The sequence below is a fragment of the Legionella sp. 16cNR16C genome (assembly GCF_021297775.1).
GTDB lineage: Bacteria > Pseudomonadota > Gammaproteobacteria > Legionellales > Legionellaceae > Legionella_C > Legionella_C quinlivanii_A.
Map to the genome: position 1 here is coordinate 728,590 of NZ_JAJTMX010000002.1, position 24,845 is coordinate 753,434.

The window sequence follows — 24,845 nt, forward strand, 5'->3', positions numbered from 1 at the left end:
CTCTCATTACAAAACCCCGGCACGCAAAAGATCATGCAAATGAATGACCGCGATGGGGTGTTGTTCTTCATCGATTACCACCAGGGAAGTAATGCTGTATTTTTGCATTAGCGTTAAGGCTTCTGCCGCAAGCATTCCCAAGTGGATTGTTTTACAGTTTCTACTCATCACCTGCGACAGTGAGGCTGTATTAATATCAAAATTCTGGGTCAGGGTCCGGCGTATATCGCCGTCGGTATATACGCCAACTAATTTACCCTGTGAATTGACTACGCAGGTCATCCCGAGTTTTTTTGCGGTCACTTCGATCAATGCTTCACTGATGGTGGCACTTTCATGAACCAGAGGTAACTGTTCACCGCGATGGCATAACTCATCAATTTTCAGCAGCAGGCGTCTGCCTAATGAGCCGCCCGGATGTGACAGAGCAAAATCATTCTCATTAAAACCACGTGCCTGCAACAGGGCAATTGCCAGAGCGTCTCCCATGACCAGAGAGACGGTGGTGCTGGTTGTCGGTGCCAGTCCGAGCGGGCAGGCTTCCTGACGAATACTGATATCCAGATTGACATTTGCAGCTTTTGCAAGCGCCGACTCCTGATTGCCGGTCAAAGCAATTAATGGTACTTCAAGCCGTTTAAGCAGGGGAAGTAAAGTAACAATTTCATTGGTAAAGCCTGAATTGGATATGGCAATGACTACATCTTGTCTGGTTATCATTCCCAGATCTCCGTGACTGGCTTCACCCGGATGCATAAAAAAAGAAGGAGTTCCGGTGCTTGAGAGCGTCGCTGCTATCTTATGTGCAATATGCCCGGACTTTCCCATTCCGGTAACTACTACTCGTCCCTGACAAGAGAGTAGCAGCCGACAGGCTCTATCGAAGCGCTCATCAATCCGCTGAGTTAGTTCGAGTACAGCTTGTGCTTCGGTTTCAATGACTGCCAGGCCTAATTTGCAAAAATTCATCTTAGCAAAGGAGTAGTGATTATGGCTTTGCAGTCTAACATAGAAAGGAGTAGCTTTGTAGACCGAGCTTCTAATGGATGGTGATAGTGATTTCCAGTGTTTATCGAATTTTTATTCGCAAAATAATTCGCACAAGGTATACTTAGCGTTTTGGCTGAACTGGAACATTGTTAAATGCAAGAGAATCTGGTGACTATCACCAATTTGACTTTCTCAAGAGGAATACGTCAAATCTTTAATGATGTCAATATGGTGGTCAAACGCGGCAAAATAACAGCAATAATGGGGCCAAGCGGCAGTGGTAAAACCACTTTGTTAAAATTAATCGGCGCCCAGATTTTTCCCGATCAGGGACAAATTATTGTTAATGGAGAAAATATCCACTGTTTGCCACGCAAAGTGCTATACCAGGCAAGAAAAAAAATGGGTTTGCTGTTTCAGTCAAGTGCTTTATTTACCCATTTGTCTGTATTTGAAAATGTGGCGTTCCCCCTGCGCGAGCACACGAATTTAAATGATGCCATGATTCGCGATATTGTCCTTATGAAGCTCGAGGCTGTTGGATTAAGAGGCGCAGCGCAGATGATGCCAGCTGAATTATCTGGCGGAATGGCCCGACGCGTTGCACTGGCCCGTACAATTGCGCTGGATCCTGAATTGATGATGTATGATGAGCCTTTCACTGGACAGGATCCAATCTCTATGGGAGTTTTGGTTCGCCTGATCAAACAGTTGAATGAATTGCTGCAAACCACAACCATCATTGTTTCTCACGATGTGGCGGAAACCTGTTCAATTGCCGATTACGTATACCTAATCGCAGGCGGACGATTAATAGGAGAGGGAGCGCCTGAGGAATTAAAAGAGTCGCAGCAACCACAGATCAAACAGTTCATGCACGGAGAGGCGGATGGCGTTGTTCCATTTCATTATCCGGCACGGCCTTATACTGAGGAGCTTTTAGATGCTTAATAAGTTGGCACATTTAGGGCAACGCGGAATTAATATTCTCGGTATGGTAGGCAACTCCGGCGTATTTCTTGCAAAGGTTTTTGTCCGAAATCCTGATTTTCCCAGATTGTGGCCTGCTTTGCGAACGCAAATCTATAATGTAGGCGTATTATCCTTTCTGATAATTGTTGTTTCAGCATTATTTATTGGAATGGTGGTAGGACTGCAAGGATATAATACTCTCCAGAAGTTTGGTGCTGGAACGCAGTTAGGACAATTGCTGGCCTTAAGTATTGCCCGTGAATTGGGTCCGGTAATGAGTGCACTGCTTTTTGCAGGAAGAGCAGGGTCGGCTTTGACTGCAGAAATTGGCCTGATGAAAGCGACTGAGCAATTAGCCAGTATGGATATGATGGGAGTGGACCCATTAGGACGAGTGGTATATCCTCGTTTCTTAGCGGGTTTAATCTGTTTACCCGTCCTGGCCATAATATTTTCCGCCACAGCGATTTATGGTGGTTATTTTATTGGAGTGATTTGGTTGGGTATTGATGCGGGTAGTTTCTGGTCGAACATGCAGGCTGCTGTTGATTTTAGAATTGACGTTCTGAGTGGAATTATAAAAAGTATTGTATTTGCCTTTGCTGTCGTATGGATTGCTGTGTTCCAGGGCTTTAGCTGTACGCCTACTGCTGAAGGGATTAGTCAAGCAACTACACGAACTGTTGTTTACGCATCGCTGGCAGTACTGGGGCTTGATTTTCTGTTGACCGCGATAATGATTGGAGGTTGGTAATGAATGCAAAGCAGCGATATGTAGATATCTGCGTCGGATTATTTATGGTAGCAGGTATGCTGGCTTTGGTTGTTATGATAATGAGAGTTAGCGGTCTGACTGATTTTGCGGAAAATAAGGGATATCATGTTACCGCAGATTTCGCTGACATTGGCGGCTTGAAAGTGCGTGCCCCTGTCACTATTGCTGGTGTGAAAGTTGGTGAAGTGAGTAAAATTGAATTGCAACCCGGCGAATTAAATGCGAAAGTGACGATGCTTCTTCGAGGCGATAAACAAATTCCCTATGATGACGCTTCTGCAAGAATCCTGACGCAAGGACTGCTAGGTTCCAATTACATCAGTATTGTGCCAGGTTTTGATGATGCCGAGGATAGCAAGCACCCTTATCTGAAAGAGGGCGATGTAATTGCCAAAACCCAGGAAGCGATAATTTTGGAAAACCTTATTGGCCAGCTGTTATTTAACATTAATAAAAAATAGGTGACTCATGAAGCTGATAAAATCAATCTTTTTATTATTTGCTTTTCTATTACCACAGTTGTTATGGGCACAGGGTTCACCGATTCCTATGCTGGAAGGTACTGCAAACCAGATCCTTTCTACTTTAAAGGAGCATAAAGGAAGTCTTAAAAGTAACCGTCAGCTTATTTTTCAAGCGGTTGAACAGCATTTACTTCCCAATGTGGATGTAAGCGGCATGTCTCGCTCTGTTCTTGGACGGCAAGTATGGAGCAAGGCGTCAGCCGGTGAGCGGGCTCAGTTTTCAAAAGCATTCACGCAACTGGTTATAAGAACCTATGCCAGTCCTTTAGCAGAATATACCGATGAGACCATCAAGTTCCTGCCAATAAGAGGCTCCGTAGATGGCCGCTTTGTTCGTGTCAATAGCTTGATTATCCGCTCAAACGGCAATAATATTCCGCTGAGTTACAGTTTGGTGGCAAAAAATGGCCAGTGGAAAATTTATGATCTGAGTGTGGAGGGGGTTAGCTTGCTACAAAGTTTCCGTTCACAGTTCGCTCAGGCATTGCAAAACTCAAATATACAAGATCTGATTAAACAGATGAATGAAAAAAGTAGAGCCAGTTAATGACTGATTTCGTTTTTGAACCTGCTGAAAGAATGACTTTTGCTACTGTCGATGCCGACAGAAAGCGTCTTAGCAGTTTTTACCGCAGCGCCGCACAGCAGGGCTCTATCACAATTAATCTTGAAAAAGTGCAGCATTGTGACAGTGCCGGGCTGGCGTTGTTAATTGAAGCCAAACGTCTGGCCAGACAATTTAACCGGACCTGCAAAATCACCGGAATGTCCAGGCAATTAGCTGCCTTGGCCGAATTTTGCAGAGTCAGTAATTTATTGGCTAATGATTGAATAAGTTTAATTTTAATTCAATCAAATCGTCTCAACGAGATATGAAAAAAATGGTAACTCCCCAGATACGTCATCCTGAGCGTAGCGAAGGATCTCGAACTGCTTAGAGCTGAGCCAGATTCAGGAGATCCTTCACTGCGTTCAGGATGACGCGATGCAAAATAACCGTATTCAAGCAATAATTAATAGTAAGGTGAGAGTTGTATGATTAGTAATGAAGCGCTGGAACAGCGCCTTCGCGATACATCAGAAGTTGAATTTGTTAAGGTAGAAGGTGATGGTTATCATTACAATTTGACTATTGTTTCAGAGACTTTTGTTGGTAAGTCTCTGGTGGCCAGACAACAGTGGGTCTATGCTCAATTGAAGGAATTGATTACATCTGGCACTCTTCATGCTTTAAGTATGAAGACGTGGACGAAAGAAGAATGGGAGAAAAAGCATGGATAAGTTGGTAATCAATGGCGGTAAACCCCTAAACGGTGAAGTCATTATTTCGGGTGCAAAAAATTCCGCTCTGCCCATCCTCGCTGCGACACTGCTTGCAAGCGATAATGTGACGATTGCAAATGTGCCACATTTGAAAGACGTGACCACAATGATGGAGCTGCTGGGGCAGCTCGGCGCACAAATGATCGTTGACGAAAAAATGAATGTTCAGGTCGATGCCAGTAATGTGAACGAGTTCGTCGCTCCCTATGAACTGGTGAAAACGATGCGGGCATCCATTCTTGTGTTAGGCCCCTTATTAGCCCGTTTCGGAAAAGCTGATGTTTCATTGCCAGGAGGCTGTGCTATCGGCACAAGACCTGTGGATTTGCACTTGAAAGCTTTGAAAAGCATGGGTGCTGAAATTTCAGTAAAAAATGGATATATCAAGGCACGCTGTAAAAGAGGGCGTTTACAGGGAAGGCCTTTATTATTCGATACAGTAACAGTTACCGGCACTGAAAACGTGCTAATGGCTGCTGTACTCGCCGAAGGTAAAACAGTGATCAAAAATGCTGCGCGTGAGCCTGAAGTAGTTGATCTGGCGAATTTCCTCAATCAAATGGGGGCAAAAATTACTGGCGCAGGTACATCCACGATTGAGGTTGAAGGAGTGGAGGCCTTAGGCGGCGGGTCCTACAGCGTAATGCCCGATCGTATCGAAGCCGGAACCTATTTGACTGCCGGAGCAATTACTCGAGGAAAGGTAACGGTTCGCCGCGTCAAACCTGATAATCTGCTTTCAATGCTGTGTAAGTTTGAAGAAGCCGGGGCTGAATTAAGTTTGGGCGAAGACTGGATTACCTTAAATATGAATGGCCTGAGACCGCAGGCAATCGATATTTCAACGGCCCCATATCCTGCATTTCCCACTGATATGCAAGCGCAGTTTATGGCTCTTAACAGCATATCTGACGGCACGTCTTCAGTCATTGAAACTATTTTTGAAAATCGTTTTATGCACGTTCAGGAATTACAGCGAATGGGCGCGCAGATTCGTTTAAATGGAAATACAGCACTGATCTCAGGTGTCGATCATTTAACCGGCGCTCCGGTGATGGCTACTGACCTTCGCGCTTCCGCGAGCCTCATTCTGGCAGGTTTGACCGCCGAAGGGGAAACGATGGTCGAGCGAGTTTATCATGTAGATCGCGGTTACGAACGCATTGAAGAAAAGTTGTCTATGCTGGGAGCTGATATCAAGAGGGTTTCAGCAAGGTGATAGGACGTAAAAATTTTGTAGAGTATGTAAATAATCTGCTGGCCATTGCATCGTTTAATGATTATGCACCCAATGGCCTGCAGGTTGAAGGACGCAGCGAAATAAACCGTATCTGTACCGCAGTTACTGCTTCAGCGGAAGCAATTGAAAGAGCTGCGCAATTTGGAGCTGATGCTCTCATTGTCCACCACGGTTATTTTTGGAAAGGGGAACCTGCGGTTATTACCGGTAGCAAATACAAGCGAATTGCAGAGCTCATCAGGCACCAGATTAATTTACTCGCTTATCATCTCCCGCTCGATTGTCATCCGCAGTTGGGTAATAATGCCTGTATCGCCAATTTGCTGCAATTAGATGAAATTGACCAGCATGGTGTCTCCGGCACACCCGGATTGCTTTGGACAGGATCTTTTCCATTACCTAAAACGGCAGATGAAGTCACTCTGCTATTAGCTGACAAGCTAGGGCGAAAACCTGTTCTTGTGGAGGGAGCGGAACATTCTATCACCAGAATTGCCTGGTGCAGCGGTGCTGCACAGGATTATATTGAACAAGCCGGCGCTCTTGGAGTGGATGCTTATATCAGCGGCGAAATTTCCGAGCGAACCTATTATCAGGCCAAAGAGCTTGGCATTCATTATTTTTCTGCCGGGCATCATGCCACTGAACGTTTTGGCATACAGACTCTGGGCGAACATTTAGCGCAGCATTTCAATCTGCAATATCAGTTTATTGACAGTCTTAATCCCGTTTAAAGAGTTTTCTATCTATGTCAAGTTTAGCCTACGCTTATGGTCAACCTGCTTCTCGCGGTATTTTAAAACAATATCCTGAAGATTTTATCGTTAATGAAATTTTGGGGTTTGATTTGACCGGTGAAGGGGAGCATTTGTTTCTATTCATTGAGAAGCGCAATATTAATACTGAAGATGTCGCCAAGGAAATTGCCCGTGAATTAAAACTGTCACCCAGAGTAGTGTCTTATGCCGGGTTAAAAGATAAACAGGCATTAACCCGACAGTGGTTCAGCATTCATTTGCCTGGAAAAAATAATCTGAATATTGAACTACCGCAGGGTGAGCAATGGAAAATTTTAAATACCCAGCGGCATAATAAGAAATTGAAAACAGGCGCATTGGAAGGAAATCAGTTTCAACTCATTCTGCGAGATATTCATATCGAAGACAAAATTGAAGAGCGACTGGCCGCTATTGCAGCAAATGGAGTTCCCAATTATTTCGGTGAACAGCGATTTGGTAATAATGGGCAAAATCTTTATAAAGCGGAACAGTTGCTGTTTGCGAATATGAAAGTCAAAAATCCGTTTTTGAAAGGCATATATTATTCTGCCGCACGCGCTTATCTTTTTAACCGCATACTTGACTATCGCATCAGCAAGGGTAATTGGAATCAAGCAGTGGCTGGCGATGTGATGCAATTAGCAGGAACTCATAGTGTTTTTCATTGCGACTCACCAGATGAGATAATCCAGCAACGTATCAAGGCCTTTGATATTTCACCAGCCGGTGCCCTTTGGGGTGGAGGCAGTAACCGCATTACAGAGTCAGCCTTGGCTCTGCAGGAGGAAGCCCTTGCAGATCTGCTTCCCTGGTGTGAGGCATTGGAAGCGCACAAACTGGAAATTGCATACCGGGCATTTATTCTCCAGGTCAAAGATATGCGATGGGAGTGGTTAAATGAGAAAGAGCTGTTTTTAGAGTTTGCCCTGACTTCCGGCAGCTATGCCACCAGCGTTATCCGTGAACTATTGTTAACCTTAAAAGAGTGAAACAAGAATTATCTGTGCAATGGATTGCATCGCCAAGGCTCGAAAGACAAAACAAACCCAGTCTTTGCGAACGAATGTGAAGCAATCCAGTTGGTTATAACAAAAACGCTTAACCTGGCCCAACACTAACCGCAGGTGCTGCCTCTTCAAGTTCTGGCGGTTTTTTCTTCCACGAGCCCTCGAAGAAGGTTTGTGTTTTTAGAAATTCTTTCAGTCTCGCCAGATAGATGGGTTTAGGCAATTGTCGCAAATGCTCAGGGATCAGCTCCTCTGGGATGTCCAGATCCTCATCCGTAAGCCCCTCAGCAACTATCGCTTCTGCCATATAGGCTGCTTGTGGCGTTTGTGGAGTATATACAGGTTGCCCCATCACAATCCCATCATGGATTTGAAACGGCTCCTGAGAAAAAAGACCTCTTTCGCACTCAGGAACAGGAACGCTGCCGGGATCGAATTCGACCACATCATCAAACAAACCGGGCGCAGGTTCTGCTGGTTGACATTTCTGCTCGAGGAATCTGGCAATCGCCTCCTTATGAGGAAATTGATTAAAATCCCTGGGTATAAAGACTTCTTCGTCATTGAGTTTAATGACAAATCCGCTATCGACAACTTTGCATGCAACCTGGAAAGAATGTGACTCATCAACGGCTGCGGCTATTTCTTTTTCCTGTTCAACAAGCTGAACTTCGATTCCATTTAATATCCGCTTACCATCACTGGTAAATCCGGACAATTTCTCATAAGGACTATTGTCACCAAAATTGGCAATGTAAGAACAAGCATTCTGAAATGCTATCCATAAAAGATCGACGCTCAAGCCTCCGGCATAGCCCACACCATACCCTATAGAGCCCATTAACCCGCCCATCAGGGTCGCCATTGAAATGCCGCCAGCGTTTTCAAACAGCTGCTTGGCAAGCCGCGGTGCAAAAATCATAATCCCCCAGCCAGCCACTTTTCCTCCAACCCAGCATAAACCGCTGCTTAATGCTACCTGAACAGGCAGCCCCACAGCACTTTCGCTGGCCATTTTTCCGATCATCCACCCGGTCGACATTCCAGCAGCGTAACAGGGCTGGCTGACCAGGTAGCCGGTGACCGATGCGACTGGGAAGCGATTCGGTTGATATTTCCTCAAATAATCAGACTGTGAAGTAACAAAATCTTTAAAATGCCGCCATTCAAGTTCTGTAAATCGACAGGTGGAGTCTTTGGCCATGGAGGCATTCCAGCTTTCCAATGATGAAGTTTCTAGAAAACGCAAAGCGGTCAGGAAGTAATCGGCACTGGTTTGCTTATTCAGCTGATTTTTTCCTACCAGACCAATAGTATTATCTAAAATTTCATATAAATCAGAGTTAGATGGAGAACGCATCCAATAGGGAAGGCCAATCTGATGTTTGATATAAAAAGCGGTGACAATCAGGATTTTGCAGGCACTCATATGCTCATCAAATGCCTGGGCATCTTTGAATTTCAGATCCGGTTTGAGCCTGGAACGAAGAACCTGAAAAATTTTTTCAGTGAATTCGAGCTGAAAATGCCTGTCTTTAGAGTTTTTTCCACCGAAAAATCGTTCAATGGCAGTATTCTGGTGCTGGGGCTGTGGAGTAGTTTTTGCCTGTTTAATATATAAAGCCCTTAGCTTAGGCCACTCTTCAATTAATGTATCCTTAATTACAAAGCTCATATTGACCTCACATCCTTGGTTAAAAGTCATCCGACAGCTCAATGTCCAATTATCACCATAGCTGCCTTGTAAAAGACGTACTTATTTTATATTACGCATTCATTGATTAAATGCCAATAAATTTGGTTAATATTTATTAATAGATTAAGTTATCACAATCTAAAATTTAACCTATTGAAAAACTGATGATATAGTTCAGGCTACATGAAATTATACCTGAATAACGGCTGTATAAAATGACATCAATTAAGCAATTTATTTACCTGCTACGACTATCCCATTGGAGTAAAGCGGCATTTGTTTTACTTGGTGTAGTGTACTCCGGCTCTCTGGATTATTTGCCGGATGCGTTATTAGCTGCTCTGGCATTTTGTCTGATAGCCAGCGCTGTGTATATTTATAATGATATTCAGGATAGAGAGAAAGATCGCCTGCATCCGCAAAAATGCCGCCGTCCTTTAGCAAGCGGAGAGGTTTCCCTCGATTTCGCGGTGAGCATGCTGGCACTGTTGTTACTGGGCGGCATGTTACTCGCCTGGTCAATATCGACCATTCTGGCAGTCCTGCTTGCTGCCTATCTGCTTATCAATCTGGCCTATAATCATTTATTGAAAAGTGTTCCTGTTTTGGATGTGGCTTGTATCGCCAGTGGATTCATGTTGCGAGTACTGGCTGGAACTATAGGGATAGGGCTGCCCATTTCATGGTGGCTAACTATCACCGCAACGCTGGTTAGTCTGCTTATTGCGCTCTGCAAAAGGCGTCTGGAAAAGCAATTAGGCCTGAGATATGAGACTCGCCTGGTTTTAAAGCGTTATACCTTACCGGCGCTCGACCGATTAATTGTGGTTACTGCCTGCAGTTGTTTTGTCGCTTATCTTTTTTACACTTTAATTGCTCATAAGGAGTCATCCTATTTTCTGCTGACTTTACCCTTTGCTGCTATCGGTTTATGGCGTTTTGCCCGTTTATCCATGAGAGACGGCAATAATGACGACCCGGTCTCTCTATTTTTTAAAGATAATCTGTCACGCTTTAACCTGCTTTGCTTCGTAGGATTAACTTTGGTTGCTCTGATGAATGATCTGTCATAAAAAAATCTACTATGCGCTGCTGGCAGCAGCGCTGGGTTATCTTGTTGTTTTACAACTTACAGCAATCTGGCCGTTTACGATTGATGATATGTATATTTCCCTGCGCTATGCCAGACATTTGGCAGAAGGACATGGCTTGCTTTGGAATTTGCGTGAAGCACCAGTGGAAGGATACAGCAATTACAGTTTTGTGCTCCTGGGAGCTTTGGCTATTCACTGGGGACTCGATCCCGTGGTTATTTTGAAAGCAGCCGGTGTGATTGGACTGCTGTTAACGATTGCAGGTCTTTATCTTCTGGCGAGACTGGCTTTACCCAAGACCCTGGCTTTATTACCTTCTATGATACTGCTCCTATATAAAGGAGAAATAATATGGGCAGCAAGCGGCCTGGAGACTACCTGCTATCAGGCGATGCTTGTCTATTCCCTTTATTTTCTTTTAAAAGGAAATGGATATCAGAGTTATCCGGAGGATCATAAAAAGGGAGTTAGCACGTTTTACCTAATCTGCTTTTCAGTGTTAATGAGTATTGCGAGTCTGACACGACCGGAAGCACCGTTTGTGTTTATTTTATTCAGTCTGCTGCTGATCATTGATAATCCCAGGCCCATGCAATTTTTTGCCACTGATTACTCGCTTTGTCTGCTTATTTTTTTACTGATTTATTTACCGTATTTTTTCTGGCGCTGGCATTTTTTTGGGCGTTTATTTCCTAATTCAGTCTATTGTAAAGGGTTTGAGGGCCATTCTGCATTCAGTCTGGATTTGACCTATCTGAAACTAATCTGGCCTTTTCTTCTGGTTTCATTACCCGCACTTTTTCAGCCAAGAGACAAGCTGTCTCTGTATTTCTGGACACCTTCTGTATTGTATTTAATTTTACTAGTGCAATCGGACTCTGTTGCTGCATTTTATAATCGATTATTTCTTCCTGTGCTGCCTTTTCTTTTTATCCTGGCTGTACAAGGTCTTTATAAAATAGTTCGGGAGTTTTTTGGCAACACTGAAGATAAGTTAACAGGTCCCGTCTGTATTACCATCGGTTTAAGTGTTTTGCTGGCAGTGTTTTTTATTCCGAAGTTCAGTTTGTCTGAATATCGTTATTTCAGCCAAATGCCTGTGGAAGGTGAAAAATTGCGGGATAGGGTGCTGCAATGGTTGGATGTGCACGCCACACCAGCAAGTACCGTGGTTCTCTCAGATAGCGGCCGCATTCCTTTTAAAAGCAATTTGAGGTTTATTGATTCCTATTGCCTTAATAATCGTAAAATGACAGAAGATAAATCAGAGTCTGTGTATCAGCGTTTTTGCGCAAATTTGTTCAAGGAAAAACCTGAGATTATTATTCTGACTTCGTTAAATCAGCAGGGAAAAATTATTTACACACCAGCTGACGCCTGTCTGAAGCAGGCTTTGATTCAACAGAGCCTGTATAAATATAAGGCTGAGTTTAAGACACCAGATGCTGCCGACATCTACCGATATGAAATTTATTCCTTAAACCGTTAAAAACTGTGTAAAATACTCATTTTTGGCTGTGATCCGACAGGACAAAGCATGTTGAAAAGTGGACTCTTACTTAAAATATACAAGCGTTTGCCCGCTCTGGCTTTTGATTTAATTTCAATCCCGCTTGCCTGGTATTTTGCCTACTGGTTGCGTTATAACATGCAGCCTTTTCCGAATACTCTGGTGAGTGTTTACTCGCTAGAAGCGCTCTTTATCCTCATGACCGCTCAGGTTGGGTGCTATTATTATTTCAAAGTGTATCGAGGATTATGGAACTTCTCTTCTATAAACGATCTTTTGCGGATTATTAAAGCAGGACTCAGCGCTACGATAATTGCAATCCCCGCTTTATATCTAAGCTCATTATTACCCCATGTTCCTCGCTCGGTACTGCCATTATACTGCCTCAACCTGGTGACCTTACTGGGTGGGGCCCGGCTGGCGATGCGAATGTTTCGTGATCAGCAGTTGAATAAAAATCTCCCGAGCGATATGAAAAGAGTACTCATCGTCGGTGCCGGACAGGCCGGAGAAGGCCTGGTCAGAGATTTAAAGCGAACACCCAATTATTGGCCGGTAGGCTTTGTAGATGACAATCCGGCGAAGCGTGGCAAAGAGATTCATGGTATTCGTGTTTTAGGAGCAACCCGCGAGTTGGGGGATATGGTTATTAACCATCAGATTGATTTAATTTTTATAGCTATTCCGTCCGCACGATCCGCAACCATGCGCCGCATTGTAGAATATTGTGAAAAAACCAGCGTTCCTTTCAGAACGCTTCCAGATATCAGCGCTTTAGCCTCAGGGAAAATTGAGATCAACGCCTTGCGTGAGGTCAATCTTGAGGACTTGCTAGGACGTGATCAGGTTCAGTTGGAATGGGATCGCATTAGCACCTATGTGCAAAACAAGCGGATTATGATTACCGGCGGCGGGGGAAGTATTGGCTCCGAATTATGCCGGCAAATACTGGATCTGAACCCTGAAAAATTAATGATCATCGATAGTTCCGAGTTTAATCTGTATCGAATTGAACATGAGTTAAGCGCCTCGCATCCCTCTTTTCAACTGGATTTAATACTGGCTTCGGTAACGGATGCGGTTGCTATTGACAGTTACTGCAGGCAGTTCAAGCCGCAAATCGTGTTTCATGCGGCCGCTTACAAACATGTCCCTATGCTTGAGGAGCAAATTCGTGCTGCGATTCAAAATAATGTGCTGGGTACTCGCATCGTTGCAGAAGCCAGTGTTGCTGCGGGCGCTGAGAAATTCATTCTGATTTCCAGCGATAAAGCAGTTAATCCATCCAATATTATGGGCATGACCAAGCGGATTGCCGAGATATATTGCCAGAATTTAAACGAGCGAGTGCAGACTCAATTCATTACGGTGCGGTTTGGCAATGTATTGGGATCGGCAGGCAGTGTGGTACCCTTATTCCAGAAGCAAATACAGGCTGGCGGCCCAATTACGGTAACACATCCAGATATTCAGCGTTATTTTATGACTATACCCGAATCTTGCCAGCTTATTCTTCAGGCGATGGTGAATGGTCAGGGTGGTGAAATATTTGTTCTGGATATGGGCGAACCTATAAAAATATCCTATTTGGCAGAGCAAATGATTCGTCTGGCCGGTAAAGAGCCAGGACGTGACATAGAAATCAAATATAGCGGATTGCGTCCTGGTGAAAAGCTCTTTGAAGAGCTTTTCCACGAGTCAGAAGAATTGGCCCACACGGAGCATGAGAAATTATTCAAGGCGAAATTTCGCAAACTGGATTGGCAGGAATTGACCCAGGCGATGCGTTTGTTGAATGGTGCCTGTGATGAGAATAATATTGATGAATTGAAAATATTGGTTAAGAGTTTAGTTCCTGAATTCAAATCAGAGCCTGGACTGCAGAAAGTTACCATATTATAACCAAATTGTGAGTTCACAGGGATGTTTAATAGAGAAATGGATGAATCAATAAAATTGCTCGCCTGGAAGCGCTTTTTCAAAAGTATTTTATGCACAAGCGTCTGCCTTGCATTGCTTTCTGCCTGTAGTGAGTCGAATACCCAGGCCCCCTCCATCCCAACAGTAGCTGTCACCAAAATTTCAAGCTCACAAATTCCCATCAATAGAAAATATATAGGCATTACTCAATCCATTTCCGCTGCAGGAATTAAAGCGCGAGTAGAGGGCTTTCTGATTAAAATGAATTTTGTTGAAGGGAAGCCCGTTAAAAAAGATCAATTATTATTTGTCATCGACCCCCGGCCTTTTGAAGCCAAACTTAGCCTGGCGCAAGGGCAATATGCTAAAAGCGTCGCGGATAAGGAATATCAGGAGATCCAATACCGCCGCATGAAAGATTTGGTGGTAAAAGGCGATGTGTCTCAATCCCATTTCGATGAAGTGAATGCCAAATTTAGCGAGGCTGATGCGCAGGTACAGATTGGAGCTGCCAATGTTGCTGATGCAAAGATTAATCTGGGCTATTGCTATATGTATTCGCCTTTTGACGGCATTATTGGCAAGAAATACGTGGATGTGGGGAATCTGGTAGGCGGGGGTGAGAATACCTTGCTGGCCAATGTGGTTCAGTTAAATCCCATCTATGTGGAATTTAGCCCGAGTGTTGAGGATTTTACCTCCTTCCTTAAATACCGTGACAACATGCCATTTAAAGTGGAGGTTAGTTTACCTCATGACGGCAATCTGGTATTCAAAGGTAAACTGGATTTGATTAATAATCAGGCCGATGTTTCAACATCCACCATCCTCATGCGCGCAGAAATTGAGAATCCCAAACAATTATTGCTTCCCGGTATTTATGTGAGTGTTAAACTGCACCTTAGCAATAATGAAAAAGTGATACTGGTCCCCAAACAGGCGACTATGGTGACACAGGGACAGCGGTCTGTGTTTGTTGTGGGCTCCGATAATATTGTCCACTCAAAGAATATAACTACCTCGGGCCAGTATGATAGCTCCTACATAGTAAGTTCCGGGTTGAAAGAAGGCGAAGTAGTGGTCAGCAATGGTCTGCAAAAGATTCACGATGGCATGAAGGTTCAACCTGAGAAGACAAAAGTGCAGGATGCTGTCAAATGATTAAGTTTTTTATACACAGACCCATATTTGCCATTGTCATTGCGATTTTGATGGTGCTTATTGGCGGGATTTGCATTCTGGTTTTGCCGATAGCTCAGTATCCTCAACTTGTACCGCCGCAAGTGCAGGTAAGTTCACAGTATATAGGTGCCAGTTCTTCTGTGGTCGCCGATACAGTTACCACGCCTCTGGAGCGAAATATCAATGGAGTTGAGGGCATGATCTATATGTCCTCTGCCAGTACCAATAATGGCAATTCAATCATCACCATCACCTTTAACGTCGGTTATGATATCGATATTGCCGCTGTGGATACACTGAACGATACCAATACGGCCATGTCAGTTTTACCGCCTGATGTGATTCAGGCAGGGCTGGATATACAGAAAGTGTCGAGCGACATGGTATTGGTTGTCAATCTGAATAATAAAGACGGTACGATGGATGATGCTTTCCTGACTAATTATGCGGATATCAACATAACGCCTGTTCTTTATCGTATTTTCGGCGTGGGTGATATCAATAATTTCGGATTGCTGCAATATTCCATTCGTATCTGGCTTAATCCGGATAAGCTGGCAAGCATGGGAATTTCACCTCAGGAAGTGATTAATGCCGTACAGGAGCAAAATCAACAAGCTGCAGCAGGGAGCATAGGGCAGCCGCCTGTTCCCAAAACGATTCCATTTCAGTATCAGATTAATACACTAGGCCAGTTAAGCGAAGTAGAGCAATTCGCCGATATCATTGTGCGTACCAAGGAAAATGGTCAGATTGTGCGTATTAAAGATCTTGGCCGCGTCGAAATGGGAGCTGATACCTATGTGACTACTTCGCAATTTAACGGCAAACCGAGCGCAAGTCTGGGAATTTATCAGTTGCCCGGTGCCAATGCACTCGATATTTCAAATAATGTGCGAAAAGCCATGAAGGAACTGGCGAAAAGTTTTCCTGCAGGTTTGGAGTGGACTATTGCCTATGATACAACCAATTTCGTGAAAGCATCCCTGCGCGAGGTGGTGATAACTTTACTCGAGGCCATCGCTTTGGTTTTCCTGGTTGTTTTCGTTTTTCTGCAGAACTGGCGAACAACCTTGATTCCTTGCATAGCTATCCCGGTTTCTCTTGTAGGTACATTTATATTATTCAGCATTTTTGGTTTTTCGATTAATACGCTCAGCTTGCTGGGGCTGGTGCTGGCGATAGGGCTTGTTGTGGATGATGCGATAGTCGTTGTCGAAAACGTAGAGAAAAAACTTGAGCAGGGTATAACTGATATCAAGGAAGCGACTTTACTGGCCACTAAAGAAGTGCAGGGACCTATCCTTGCGACGACATTAATTTTGATGGCGGTATTTATTCCAGTCGCGTTTATCCCGGGAATGACAGGCAGCCTGTATAACCAATTCGCATTGGCTATCGCATTTTCGGTAGCTTTATCGGGGATTAACTCATTGAGTCTGAGTCCGGCACTATGCGGTATTTTATTGAAAAGGAAAAAAGAAAAGGAAAAGAAATTTTTCTTTTTTCGCTGGTTTGAAAAAGGCTACGAGTGGCTTCTAAAGCATTACACAATTGCGGTTCACCATGTTATCCAGTGGCGCAAACTGGTTTTCTTCGTATTTGCTTTGTTGGCGCTTGCTGCTTTTTTTGTATTTAAATCACTTCCGGAAGGGTTTATTCCAGAGGAGGATCAGGGATATTTCATTATTGTGGTAAACGGTCCTGATGGCTCTTCACTTTATCGCACAGAAGAAACAGTTAAAAAAGTGGTGGATTTACTTCTGAAGACAGAGGGTGTTGCCCATGTCATCAGCATTAATGGATTTAATATTATTGATACAATTGATCAAACCAACAATGCTGCCATTATTGTTACCTTAACGCCCTGGTCTGAACGTACAGCACCGGATTTAAGTGTCCAGTCCATTATTAAAAAAACGCAGCAGCAATTAAATCTGTTTGATGATGCAGTAATCGAGGCGATTAACGCACCTGCCATTCCTGGTTTAGGTACGGTAGGCGGTTTTCAGCTCGAAGTTGAGGACAGAAACAATCTCGGAGTCCAGGCGCTGGCAAAGGCGGTCAATCAATTGGTGGAAGAAGGTAATAAACGCCCGGAATTGAAAGGCCTGATTTCCGATTTAAACGTCAATGTGCCCCAGCTTTATCTTGATATTGATCGCACCAAAGCCAAGGCAATGAACGTTTCAATTACTAACTTGTTTGTGACTCTGCAAACTTATCTCGGCGCCTATTATGTGAATAATTTTACTAAATACGGCCAAACGTATCGAGTGATGGTTCAAGCCGAAGGGGATTCGCGTGCTGAAACAGCAGATATCAGTAAATTATATGTTAAAAGTGATAGCGGCCAGATGGTTCCTTTGTCCAGCCTGGTTAAAATAAAGTCGGTGAATGGGCCTTATAATATTCCCCATTATAATTTGTATACAGCAGCCAGCGTCAATGGCGCGCCTGGCCCGGGATATACCTCAGGTCAGGCAATGGATGCCATTAAAGAAGTAGCTGACAAGGTCTTACCTAAAGGGATTGCCTACGAGTGGACTGGAATCACCTATCAGCAGCTTCAGGCCGGTAATGTGGCTTCGCTGATTTTCGCGTTATGCCTTGTTTTTGTGTTTTTATTTCTGGCAGCTCTTTATGAGAGCTGGTCAATGCCATTCATGATTTTACTGGCTGTTCCTCTGGCGTTACTGGGGGCGGGGCTGGCTTTAATGCTCCGCTCGCTTGCGCTTGATGTCTACGCGCAAATCGGGTTGATATTACTGATTGGGCTTGCCGCAAAAAACGCTATATTGATCGTGGAATTTGCCAAGGAGAAGCGGGAGGGAGGTGCCAGCATTTATGATGCAGCAATACAGGCGGCTACCTTGCGTATGAGGCCTATCCTGATGACGGCTTTTGCATTTATTTTTGGTGTGCTGCCCTTGGCGACTGCTACAGGAGCAGGCGCTGCCAGCAGACATTCAATAGGAACCACCGTTTTGGGAGGCATGCTGCTTGCCACCATTTTAAGTCTCCTGGTAGTGCCCGTTTTTTATGTAAGCATTCAGGGATTACGCGAGCGATGGTTATCCAGACGAAAAACAGATAACGATTAGATTAAGGAAGGATGAGATGAAGGTATTAGTCATTGGAGGATCAGGAGTTTTAGGATCGGCGGTTGTTGAAGAATTATCCATGCGCCATGAGATTATTCAGGCTAACTATTCCAGTGGAGATATTCGCGTTGATATTACCAGTCAGGATTCAATTCTCGCTTTATTTCAGAAAGTTAACAAAATAGATGCGGTGGTTCTAACGACGGGAAACGTCCATTTTGGAGAGTTTGCCGCAATGACCGCGAAAGAATATGAAATTGGCCTGCGAAGCAAGCTGATGGGGCAGGTGTATACGGTTTTAATTGGTAGAAATTATTTAAATGAGCATGGCTCTTTCACACTCACAAGCGGCATTTTAAGCCAGGATCCCATCCAGTATGGAAGCTCTGCTTCTATGGTCAATGGGGCTTTGGAATCCTTTACAATAGCTGCAGCAATCGAAATGCCAAACCGTTTACGAATAAACTGTGTCAGCCCAACAGTTATTACTGAATCAATGGGAGCCTATGGGCCTTATTTCAGAGGTTATAAATCAGTCAGCAGCGCAGAAGCCGCTTTAGCTTACAGTAAAAGTGTGGAAGGTTTACAAACCGGCCAGGTTTATCGGGTCGGTTAGGAGTGTTGGGTATATCCATTAGGCAACTATCTGGTTTAAGAACGATCTTCAGAACTGGATGCCTCGGACAAGCCGAGGCACGTAGGGATAGGGGATAAGATTGCCTATGCATTGATCATAAAGAAGCCGATCATTCCCGCAGGCGTAAATGTATTCATGCATGATTTTGGCTCTGGCGAAGTGTTATTTCTTTGCCAAAATCACATCAATAATATGGGTGTCATGATAGGGAAAAGTGAATATTTTGCTAAACAGGCGCTTTAAACGCTGGATAAGAAAGTTTTTGGGCAGCATGCGGATAGAGATGCTGTTTAAAAACCAGGTTCCTTCAATACCAAAGGTTGCCAGTTCATCAATATTATTTAATGTAATAGGAATGGCGAGGCGTTTGTGTTGCTCAATTTTGAAATGATGCTGATCGAAAACATGTTTCAATTCATCAAGCCCGGAAGCGACCGTAGTGTTTTTTACCATTGCTTTATAATAATGTCCCACGACGGTACTAATCAGACTATCTTCTGCAATAAATTGAGCGAGTTGCTGCTGAGCGATAGGAAATGACTCATAAGTGGTGGTAATCAGTGAAAAATGGCCATTAGCTCGTGTTAACTGATTTGCTTCATTGAATAAAGTATGAATGGGAATGTAGGCGTTCACGAAATGAGCCAGAACGAGATCCTGTGAGTGCTGCGGCAAAAAACGACTGGCTTCAGTAGCGCTTCCTTCAATAGCCGTTAACTCCAGAGTTTGACTGGCTTCTTTGAGCATTTCAGAGGAAATATCAATTCCTGTGAAATCAGCTTCAGGCATATATTGCTTTAGTTGCTTAAGAAAAGCGCCGTTTCCGACTCCAAGGTCCAAAACTTTGTAGTGAGGCCGTTGGCCCAAGTGTGCTTTTTTTATCTGCGCAATCGCTTCGTGATGACTGAGGCTGAGTGAGCCAAATTTGTCAGCAGTAGCGTAATGACCTGAAATTTGATTATACATGGCCTTCAAGGACATGTAGATACCCATTAAATTGACGTTCGGACAGTATATCGCCAAACTTACCCGCTTGGCGACAATTCTTTATTGTTTTTTATCACATTATTCAAATTATTGAGATGTCAGAGCCAGGTGATCTGTCAGGCATTCTGCCATTCTATCTCACAAGGAGAAGTCGAATTATAAAATAGAGATCTCTTTTGCCAATTCTTTATTCCTGCTAAACGTCTGTTTGGCACTTTCCACTCCAGGCTGATCAAAGGGATTAATATCCCAAATGACGCTCTGAGTGTAAATTTTATGTTCGTACAGAGAGATAAGAGCGCCTAAAGTATAAGGACTCACTTCGTCTAAAGTAATCAGGTTAAGAGGAATATTGCCGTTAATCATTTTATTCAGATGCTGTTTATTCGGAATTCCATCACTAAGAATTCGCAGTTTTTCATAGAGAAAATGATTGATGGTTTCTTCGTTATACGACTTCACACCTATACAATCGCCTGCAATCTTATGAGTTCCCTGGCATAGCAGTTGAAAATAGCTATGTTGAGCCTGGTTTCCAAGCCCCCCCCAGACCATAGGCCCGGTGGCGTAATTAACAAACTCTCCCTTACTATCAGTGGATTTTCCATTGCTTTCCATATCCAGCTGTTGAATATAAGGAACAAAGTGTTCCAGCTGTTGAGCGTAGGTCAGCATCAGAAAATTATGGGTCGCGAGAAAATTATTATTCCACACTCCAATGAGTCCCAATAAAGCCGGGATATTTTTAGACAATTCACTTTGCTGATAATGCTGATCCATATGGTGAGCCCCCAGAAGAATCTGGGAAAAATTCTCATAGCCAATTGCAATCATCGTTATTAGATTTATCGCGGAGCACAGAGAGTATCTTCCGCCAACCCAATCCCATATAGGCAGCACCGTTTTGAATCCCATCCTGCGTGCCGCTTCGCCATTGGCAGTTATCGCTATAAAATGCCGCTCATTGAGCTCATTTAAGCCAAGCCAGCTTACGGCTTTTTTGGCGTTCTGCAGTGTTTCCCGTGTGGTAAATGATTTAGAGGAAATTAAGAACAGGGTAGTTTCGGGGTCCAGGGATTTAACCGTGTGGTTAAAATCATAAGGGTCAACGCTGGTAACAAAGTGGAAATTTAAATCCGGATGGCGCCAGCAATCAAGGGCTGAAATACAAAGCCGGGGACCTAAATCTGAACCGCCAATACCAATATTGACAATGTCTGTAATCGGTTTTCCCGTGAAACCCATCCAGTTACCATTACGTATTTTTTCAGCAATTTCATCCATCTGCGCTCTTGCGGCAAATATTTCAGTCATTACATCTTTTCCATTAATGACTAAAGGTTTATTATCCATTTGCCGAAGTGCGGTGTGTAATGCGGGGCGGTTTTCAGTGAAATTTACGCAGGCTCCATTAAAAAGCCCCTGAACTTTCTTCGATAATTCACGTTCTTCTGCTAATTCAATTAATAAGCTTAGAGTTTCTGGTATAATTTTCTGATTTGTAAAATCGATATCGAGTTTGCATGCTGAATAATTAAGAGAAGCCCTGCTTGTTCTGAGGCTTTGTTTGATGTCAAGAATTGAATGTGATTGTAACTGTATACTATGTGATTTTAGCGCGTTCCAGCTATCCATTTGAGTTAAGTGCGTCATGCTTTCCATTCCATCAGAGTGCTTTTTTTTCAGTAGTTTATGGCAAGCGAGTTAATAATTCAACGGCTTAGGCCTGGCTTGTCGATACATTAGCGGGGTTTTTATGATTGTATTCGTTATGTGCATGGCATTTTTTGCGTCATTTCTGTTAACGCGTGCCATAAGAAGATATGCTTTGACAGTGCAGCTCCTGGATATTCCTAATGATAGAAGCTCGCATAAAACCCCCACCCCAAGAGGCGGAGGCCTGGCTTTTGTATTAATATTTACCAGCCTCATTGCATTCCTCTCTCAGACTAGCCTGGTTTCGATACCTTTTGCCATCGCAACTTCCGGAGCAGGATTATTTGTGGCGTTATTAGGATTTATTGACGATAGAAGGCATTTATCGCCAAAAATACGTTTTTCAGGTCATTTTCTGGCTAGTGCCTTCGTTTTGTATTGCTTTGGCAGTTTTCCTTCAATCCAGATTGGCAGCTGGTTAATTTCCTCCGGCTGGATTTTGAATGGCATCGGAGTATTTTATCTGGCCTGGGTATTAAATCTGTTTAATTTTATGGATGGTATTGATGGTTTGGCTGCTTCAGAAACTATTTTCGCCTGCATGGCGGCTGCTTCTTTGTACTGGTTCCTGGGCTATTCATCAGAAATTTTGCCGCTTATCGGGCTTGCAGCTACCGTATCCGGTTTTTTAATCTGGAATTTTCCGCCGGCCCGTATTTTTATGGGGGATGTAGGAAGCGGGTTTCTGGGAATAGTGGTCGGGGCCTTTAGCATTCATGCCGCATTTTTGTCTCCATCACTTTTCTGGAGCTGGTTAATCCTGCTTGGGGTATTTGTTGTAGACTCAACGATCACTCTGATTCAGCGAGCGCTAAGCGGAGAACGTGTCTGGGAAGCCCACTGTACCCATGCTTATCAGCATGCTTCCCGACATTATGGCGGCCATTGCCCTGTGACCTTAGGCGTAACGGTCATTAATATAACCTGGCTGTTACCCTGGGCATTCATTTCAGGTTTCAACTGGGTGAGTGGATTTATTTGCTGCCTCATTGCTTATTTGCCACTAATTTTTCTGGCTTTTTTGTTTAACGCGGGGAAGTCTTCAAGAATTGGTTCAGCAAAGTCAGCTTGTTAATTACCCGTTTCTGTCTCTGCAAAGATTTTTTTGTTTATTTGTCATATAATTAGAAAGAGAAATAGTCTTTTCTGGAATTGCCCACCCGGATTTCAGAATAATTCTGTTCCTGCAGAGCGGGGGCGGTAATTAATTTATAAAATTTTAGTTTCTTAATATTTCGTTAAGAATTCTGGTATAAACTTATCCAGACAATATAAGATTGTTTTTTGTACAAACTGTATATTACGAAGCCCACATGGAAGAGTGCTTTCTATGGAACGGGTGGGAATATACAAATTAGGGAGATTTAAAGCATGTTAATATTAACTCGCCGTATTGGTGAAACTCTAATCATTGGTGATGATGTAAATATCACTGTTCTTGGTGTGAAAGGTAACCAGGTCAGACTGGGAATCAATGCTCCTAAAGATGTTTCCGTTCATCGTGAAGAAATTTATTTACGCATCCAGCAAGAAAAAGAGTCAACCGATAGTAGTGAAGAAGCTGTATAAAAACCGGATTTCCTCGCAGTCATCCGTTCCCGAGTGAATAGAGTAGCTCGGGACAAACCCCTCTTAAAAACCATTCAAGCTCGTATCTCCAGACGATAAATAATGTACCAGACCTTCATTGTCGCGCAGACACAATTGCCCATAAGGATCAATGCCGCGGGCTTCCCCGGTGATCCTTGAATTGAATTGCTGCACTGTGATGGTTTTACCACGCAAATAATCGTGTTGATTCCATAAGGGCAAAAAGCTTGAAAACCCATTTTTTAAAAAGTGCTCAATATCCTGATCCAAAGTGCTTACAATTTCTGCAATCAATCGGTTTCTGTCCCAATATTGACCGCCTGTTTCCAGAAGAGAGCACCAGGGATTATCTGATAAATCACTCTCTTTGGGGTCTGTATTCACATTAATTCCAATACCGATGATAACCGATGCGCTGCTGTGAGATTCAGCAATCATTTCAATAAGGATGCCACCGAGTTTTTTGCCTTGCCATATTAAATCATTCGGCCATTTTATCTGTATCTCATTCTGAACACCGGCATTATGCAGTGCACGAACTACTGCGAGACTGACAGCAAGACTTAAGCCTGATAAGCGAGAAAGCGATTCGTACATTTCCCAGCGAACCGATAAATAAATATTCTCTCCAAAAGGAGAGGCCCAGGAGCGCCCGAAACGTCCGCGTCCCTGTGTTTGTTTTTCAGTACAGCAAATCGTCAGATTTTTTTGTATCGGCAGATCTTTTAAAAAGCGATTGCTTGAGTCAATTTCACTAAATTGATAGACAGTGGTTTCATTTTTTAAATGTCCTGGAAGCTGGCTTAAAATTTTTTCTTTATCAAGGGGAATAAAAGGCTTTAGCAAGCGATATCCCTGTTTTGGAATTGATTCAATTGGGAGTCCTGATAGAGTCAACTGATGGATTTGTTTCCAGATGGCAGTTCTTGATACACCAAACTGCCTGGCCAGGTATTCGCCGCTTTGGCAAGTTCCATCGGCAAGCAAATGCAGAATTTGCCGCTGTAAGGAAGTAAACATTTTTATATCAGAGCTTCTCATTTAATAGCCATTCCAGTTTTTTCAATTTTTGTCCGCGCAGTGTTACAATGGCGGGTTCATAGCAAAGCGCAGCCGCATAACCCGTATGAGGCATGAAGGAGTTCATCAGCCAGTTTTTCTGATGCAGCGAATCGAAAATTTCAGCATGATCTTTAAATACAGGAACAGAGAAACTCTGAGTAGGGTAATGGAGTCCAAGACCCGACGCCTTGATAAATGCTTCTTTTTTAGCCCATATTTTAAAAAAAGTAAGGACTTGCAGTAATTTTGGCACCTGATTAAGTTCCTGAACCTCTTCCGGGGAAAATGCGTAATTAGCCAATCCCTTTAATGAGCGGGCAGAAAATTGTTCAATATCAATTCCCAATGGGTGCTTGCTGCCTATTCCCAATAATCCGATTTCACCCGAATGACTGAGGTTAAACTCAATTTCTGTGAAATGTTTGACTGCCGGTTTTCCATGAATCCCCTTTATAAACTCGATTTGTCCTGCAGGGATTTGCAGATAGCGGGCTAGAATAAGGCGCAGCGCTGCGTGGGAGGCAATGAAGCGTCGGCGATGTTTCTCGAATAGAAAGCGCCTCGCTCGTTCAAGCTCAGTGTCGTCTAAAAGGTGTAAGCTATTTTCTGGATAGCTGGACAGAGGAAATTCCCAGATATCTATTCTGGATTCCTGAAGAGAACAATCCTTTAATGACATCGGTTTAATCTGGAATTCACTCATTCAGATGATTCAATGGGTAGCGTCTGGAAGCAGT

The 24,845-nt window shown here is 43.5% G+C and carries 23 protein-coding genes; 17 read left to right on the plus strand and 6 right to left on the minus strand.

Annotation, left to right across the window (positions count from 1 at the left end):
• Window positions 1-6 precede the first annotated feature (6 nt).
• Window positions 7-969 (minus strand): KpsF/GutQ family sugar-phosphate isomerase, encoded by a 963-nt coding sequence (locus tag LXA66_RS07070; protein WP_233012568.1) that lies wholly within the window; start codon window positions 967-969, stop codon window positions 7-9.
• Between the two features lie 174 nt (window positions 970-1,143).
• Between LXA66_RS07070 and LXA66_RS07075 the strand changes: the two genes are divergently transcribed.
• From LXA66_RS07075 to truD, 9 genes are all read left to right on the plus strand, one after another.
• Window positions 1,144-1,941, plus strand: coding sequence for an ATP-binding cassette domain-containing protein (locus LXA66_RS07075; RefSeq protein ID WP_233012569.1), 798 nt, complete (start codon window positions 1,144-1,146; stop codon window positions 1,939-1,941).
• Window positions 1,934-2,716, plus strand: coding sequence for a lipid asymmetry maintenance ABC transporter permease subunit MlaE (mlaE, locus tag LXA66_RS07080; protein ID WP_233012570.1), 783 nt, complete (start codon window positions 1,934-1,936; stop codon window positions 2,714-2,716). Before LXA66_RS07075 ends, mlaE begins: the two co-directional genes overlap by 8 nt.
• Window positions 2,716-3,198, plus strand: a complete 483-nt coding sequence (gene mlaD, locus LXA66_RS07085; protein ID WP_058508834.1) for an outer membrane lipid asymmetry maintenance protein MlaD — start codon at window positions 2,716-2,718, stop codon at window positions 3,196-3,198. Before mlaE ends, mlaD begins: the two co-directional genes overlap by 1 nt.
• A 7-nt stretch (window positions 3,199-3,205) precedes the next feature.
• Entirely contained in the window at window positions 3,206-3,808 is a 603-nt protein-coding gene (locus LXA66_RS07090) for a phospholipid-binding protein MlaC (RefSeq protein WP_233012571.1), read from the plus strand.
• Window positions 3,808-4,092 carry a lipid asymmetry maintenance protein MlaB gene (locus LXA66_RS07095; protein ID WP_058508836.1) on the plus strand — a complete coding sequence of 95 codons (285 nt, stop codon included), beginning with the start codon at window positions 3,808-3,810 and terminating at the stop codon, window positions 4,090-4,092. Before LXA66_RS07090 ends, LXA66_RS07095 begins: the two co-directional genes overlap by 1 nt.
• A gap of 204 nt (window positions 4,093-4,296) precedes the next feature.
• Window positions 4,297-4,542: a BolA family protein gene (locus LXA66_RS07100; RefSeq protein ID WP_112218035.1), complete on the plus strand. Its 246-nt coding sequence runs from the start codon at window positions 4,297-4,299 to the stop codon at window positions 4,540-4,542.
• Window positions 4,535-5,803 carry a UDP-N-acetylglucosamine 1-carboxyvinyltransferase gene (gene murA, locus LXA66_RS07105; RefSeq protein ID WP_233012572.1) on the plus strand — a complete coding sequence of 423 codons (1,269 nt, stop codon included), beginning with the start codon at window positions 4,535-4,537 and terminating at the stop codon, window positions 5,801-5,803. The genes LXA66_RS07100 and murA overlap by 8 nt, the downstream gene beginning before the upstream one ends.
• Complete coding sequence (locus tag LXA66_RS07110) at window positions 5,800-6,558, plus strand: Nif3-like dinuclear metal center hexameric protein (RefSeq protein ID WP_233012573.1); 759 nt, start codon at window positions 5,800-5,802, stop codon at window positions 6,556-6,558. Before murA ends, LXA66_RS07110 begins: the two co-directional genes overlap by 4 nt.
• A gap of 14 nt (window positions 6,559-6,572) precedes the next feature.
• The gene (gene truD, locus LXA66_RS07115) at window positions 6,573-7,592 is read left to right on the plus strand and encodes a tRNA pseudouridine(13) synthase TruD (protein ID WP_233012574.1); all 1,020 of its coding nucleotides are present in this window, start codon (window positions 6,573-6,575) and stop codon (window positions 7,590-7,592) included.
• A 109-nt stretch (window positions 7,593-7,701) separates the two neighbouring features.
• Here truD and LXA66_RS07120 read toward each other — a convergent pair whose 3' ends face one another.
• Entirely contained in the window at window positions 7,702-9,285 is a 1,584-nt protein-coding gene (locus LXA66_RS07120) for a hypothetical protein (RefSeq protein WP_233012575.1), read from the minus strand.
• A gap of 236 nt (window positions 9,286-9,521) precedes the next feature.
• On the opposite strand from LXA66_RS07120, the gene LXA66_RS07125 reads away from it, so the two are divergent.
• From LXA66_RS07125 to LXA66_RS07150, 6 genes are read left to right on the plus strand one after another with little or no spacing between them, the layout of a single operon-like run.
• Window positions 9,522-10,379 carry a decaprenyl-phosphate phosphoribosyltransferase gene (locus LXA66_RS07125; protein WP_112218030.1) on the plus strand — a complete coding sequence of 286 codons (858 nt, stop codon included), beginning with the start codon at window positions 9,522-9,524 and terminating at the stop codon, window positions 10,377-10,379.
• Window positions 10,366-11,889 (plus strand): DUF2079 domain-containing protein, encoded by a 1,524-nt coding sequence (locus LXA66_RS07130; protein WP_233012576.1) that lies wholly within the window; start codon window positions 10,366-10,368, stop codon window positions 11,887-11,889. The genes LXA66_RS07125 and LXA66_RS07130 overlap by 14 nt, the downstream gene beginning before the upstream one ends.
• Window positions 11,890-11,937: 48 nt before the next feature.
• A complete protein-coding gene (locus LXA66_RS07135) occupies window positions 11,938-13,812 on the plus strand; it encodes a nucleoside-diphosphate sugar epimerase/dehydratase (RefSeq protein WP_112218028.1) in 1,875 nt (624 codons plus the stop codon).
• 36 nt (window positions 13,813-13,848) lie between these two features.
• Complete coding sequence (locus LXA66_RS07140) at window positions 13,849-14,991, plus strand: efflux RND transporter periplasmic adaptor subunit (RefSeq protein ID WP_233012577.1); 1,143 nt, start codon at window positions 13,849-13,851, stop codon at window positions 14,989-14,991.
• Entirely contained in the window at window positions 14,988-18,116 is a 3,129-nt protein-coding gene (locus LXA66_RS07145) for an efflux RND transporter permease subunit (protein ID WP_233012578.1), read from the plus strand. Before LXA66_RS07140 ends, LXA66_RS07145 begins: the two co-directional genes overlap by 4 nt.
• A 16-nt stretch (window positions 18,117-18,132) precedes the next feature.
• Entirely contained in the window at window positions 18,133-18,732 is a 600-nt protein-coding gene (locus LXA66_RS07150) for a short chain dehydrogenase (RefSeq protein ID WP_233012579.1), read from the plus strand.
• A 183-nt stretch (window positions 18,733-18,915) separates the two neighbouring features.
• On the opposite strand, the gene LXA66_RS07155 is transcribed toward LXA66_RS07150, so the two are convergent.
• Window positions 18,916-19,734 (minus strand): class I SAM-dependent methyltransferase, encoded by an 819-nt coding sequence (locus tag LXA66_RS07155; protein WP_370637206.1) that lies wholly within the window; start codon window positions 19,732-19,734, stop codon window positions 18,916-18,918.
• Between the two features lie 162 nt (window positions 19,735-19,896).
• Window positions 19,897-21,393, minus strand: a complete 1,497-nt coding sequence (gene pgi / locus LXA66_RS07160; protein WP_233012581.1) for a glucose-6-phosphate isomerase — start codon at window positions 21,391-21,393, stop codon at window positions 19,897-19,899.
• A 103-nt stretch (window positions 21,394-21,496) separates the two neighbouring features.
• On the opposite strand from pgi, the gene LXA66_RS07165 reads away from it, so the two are divergent.
• Window positions 21,497-22,531 (plus strand): glycosyltransferase family 4 protein, encoded by a 1,035-nt coding sequence (locus LXA66_RS07165; RefSeq protein WP_233012582.1) that lies wholly within the window; start codon window positions 21,497-21,499, stop codon window positions 22,529-22,531.
• A gap of 296 nt (window positions 22,532-22,827) precedes the next feature.
• Window positions 22,828-23,025 (plus strand): carbon storage regulator CsrA, encoded by a 198-nt coding sequence (csrA, locus tag LXA66_RS07170; protein WP_058506756.1) that lies wholly within the window; start codon window positions 22,828-22,830, stop codon window positions 23,023-23,025.
• 63 nt (window positions 23,026-23,088) lie between these two features.
• Here the strand turns inward: csrA and LXA66_RS07175 are convergent, their stop codons facing one another.
• Together LXA66_RS07175 and LXA66_RS07180 are read right to left on the minus strand one after the other, a co-directional pair.
• A complete protein-coding gene (locus LXA66_RS07175) occupies window positions 23,089-24,087 on the minus strand; it encodes a biotin--[acetyl-CoA-carboxylase] ligase (protein ID WP_233012583.1) in 999 nt (332 codons plus the stop codon).
• The gene (locus LXA66_RS07180) at window positions 24,074-24,811 is read right to left on the minus strand and encodes a 4'-phosphopantetheinyl transferase superfamily protein (RefSeq protein ID WP_233012584.1); all 738 of its coding nucleotides are present in this window, start codon (window positions 24,809-24,811) and stop codon (window positions 24,074-24,076) included. The genes LXA66_RS07175 and LXA66_RS07180 overlap by 14 nt, the downstream gene beginning before the upstream one ends.
• Window positions 24,812-24,845: the final 34 nt, after the last annotated feature.

Bases quoted from the DNA above. Each gene is read 5' to 3' on its own strand.
- LXA66_RS07070 (WP_233012568.1), bottom strand. From the start codon at position 969: ATGAATTTTTGCAAATTAGGCCTGGCAGTCATTGAAACCGAAGCACAA.
- LXA66_RS07075 (WP_233012569.1), top strand. From the start codon at position 1,144: ATGCAAGAGAATCTGGTGACTATCACCAATTTGACTTTCTCAAGAGGA.
- mlaE (WP_233012570.1), top strand. From the start codon at position 1,934: ATGCTTAATAAGTTGGCACATTTAGGGCAACGCGGAATTAATATTCTC.
- mlaD (WP_058508834.1), top strand. From the start codon at position 2,716: ATGAATGCAAAGCAGCGATATGTAGATATCTGCGTCGGATTATTTATG.
- LXA66_RS07090 (WP_233012571.1), top strand. From the start codon at position 3,206: ATGAAGCTGATAAAATCAATCTTTTTATTATTTGCTTTTCTATTACCA.
- LXA66_RS07095 (WP_058508836.1), top strand. From the start codon at position 3,808: ATGACTGATTTCGTTTTTGAACCTGCTGAAAGAATGACTTTTGCTACT.
- LXA66_RS07100 (WP_112218035.1), top strand. From the start codon at position 4,297: ATGATTAGTAATGAAGCGCTGGAACAGCGCCTTCGCGATACATCAGAA.
- murA (WP_233012572.1), top strand. From the start codon at position 4,535: ATGGATAAGTTGGTAATCAATGGCGGTAAACCCCTAAACGGTGAAGTC.
- truD (WP_233012574.1), top strand. From the start codon at position 6,573: ATGTCAAGTTTAGCCTACGCTTATGGTCAACCTGCTTCTCGCGGTATT.
- LXA66_RS07120 (WP_233012575.1), bottom strand. From the start codon at position 9,285: ATGAGCTTTGTAATTAAGGATACATTAATTGAAGAGTGGCCTAAGCTA.
- LXA66_RS07125 (WP_112218030.1), top strand. From the start codon at position 9,522: ATGACATCAATTAAGCAATTTATTTACCTGCTACGACTATCCCATTGG.
- LXA66_RS07130 (WP_233012576.1), top strand. From the start codon at position 10,366: ATGATCTGTCATAAAAAAATCTACTATGCGCTGCTGGCAGCAGCGCTG.
- LXA66_RS07135 (WP_112218028.1), top strand. From the start codon at position 11,938: ATGTTGAAAAGTGGACTCTTACTTAAAATATACAAGCGTTTGCCCGCT.
- LXA66_RS07140 (WP_233012577.1), top strand. From the start codon at position 13,849: ATGGATGAATCAATAAAATTGCTCGCCTGGAAGCGCTTTTTCAAAAGT.
- LXA66_RS07145 (WP_233012578.1), top strand. From the start codon at position 14,988: ATGATTAAGTTTTTTATACACAGACCCATATTTGCCATTGTCATTGCG.
- LXA66_RS07150 (WP_233012579.1), top strand. From the start codon at position 18,133: ATGAAGGTATTAGTCATTGGAGGATCAGGAGTTTTAGGATCGGCGGTT.
- LXA66_RS07155 (WP_370637206.1), bottom strand. From the start codon at position 19,734: ATGTCCTTGAAGGCCATGTATAATCAAATTTCAGGTCATTACGCTACT.
- pgi (WP_233012581.1), bottom strand. From the start codon at position 21,393: ATGACGCACTTAACTCAAATGGATAGCTGGAACGCGCTAAAATCACAT.
- LXA66_RS07165 (WP_233012582.1), top strand. From the start codon at position 21,497: ATGATTGTATTCGTTATGTGCATGGCATTTTTTGCGTCATTTCTGTTA.
- csrA (WP_058506756.1), top strand. From the start codon at position 22,828: ATGTTAATATTAACTCGCCGTATTGGTGAAACTCTAATCATTGGTGAT.
- LXA66_RS07175 (WP_233012583.1), bottom strand. From the start codon at position 24,087: ATGAGAAGCTCTGATATAAAAATGTTTACTTCCTTACAGCGGCAAATT.
- LXA66_RS07180 (WP_233012584.1), bottom strand. From the start codon at position 24,811: ATGAGTGAATTCCAGATTAAACCGATGTCATTAAAGGATTGTTCTCTT.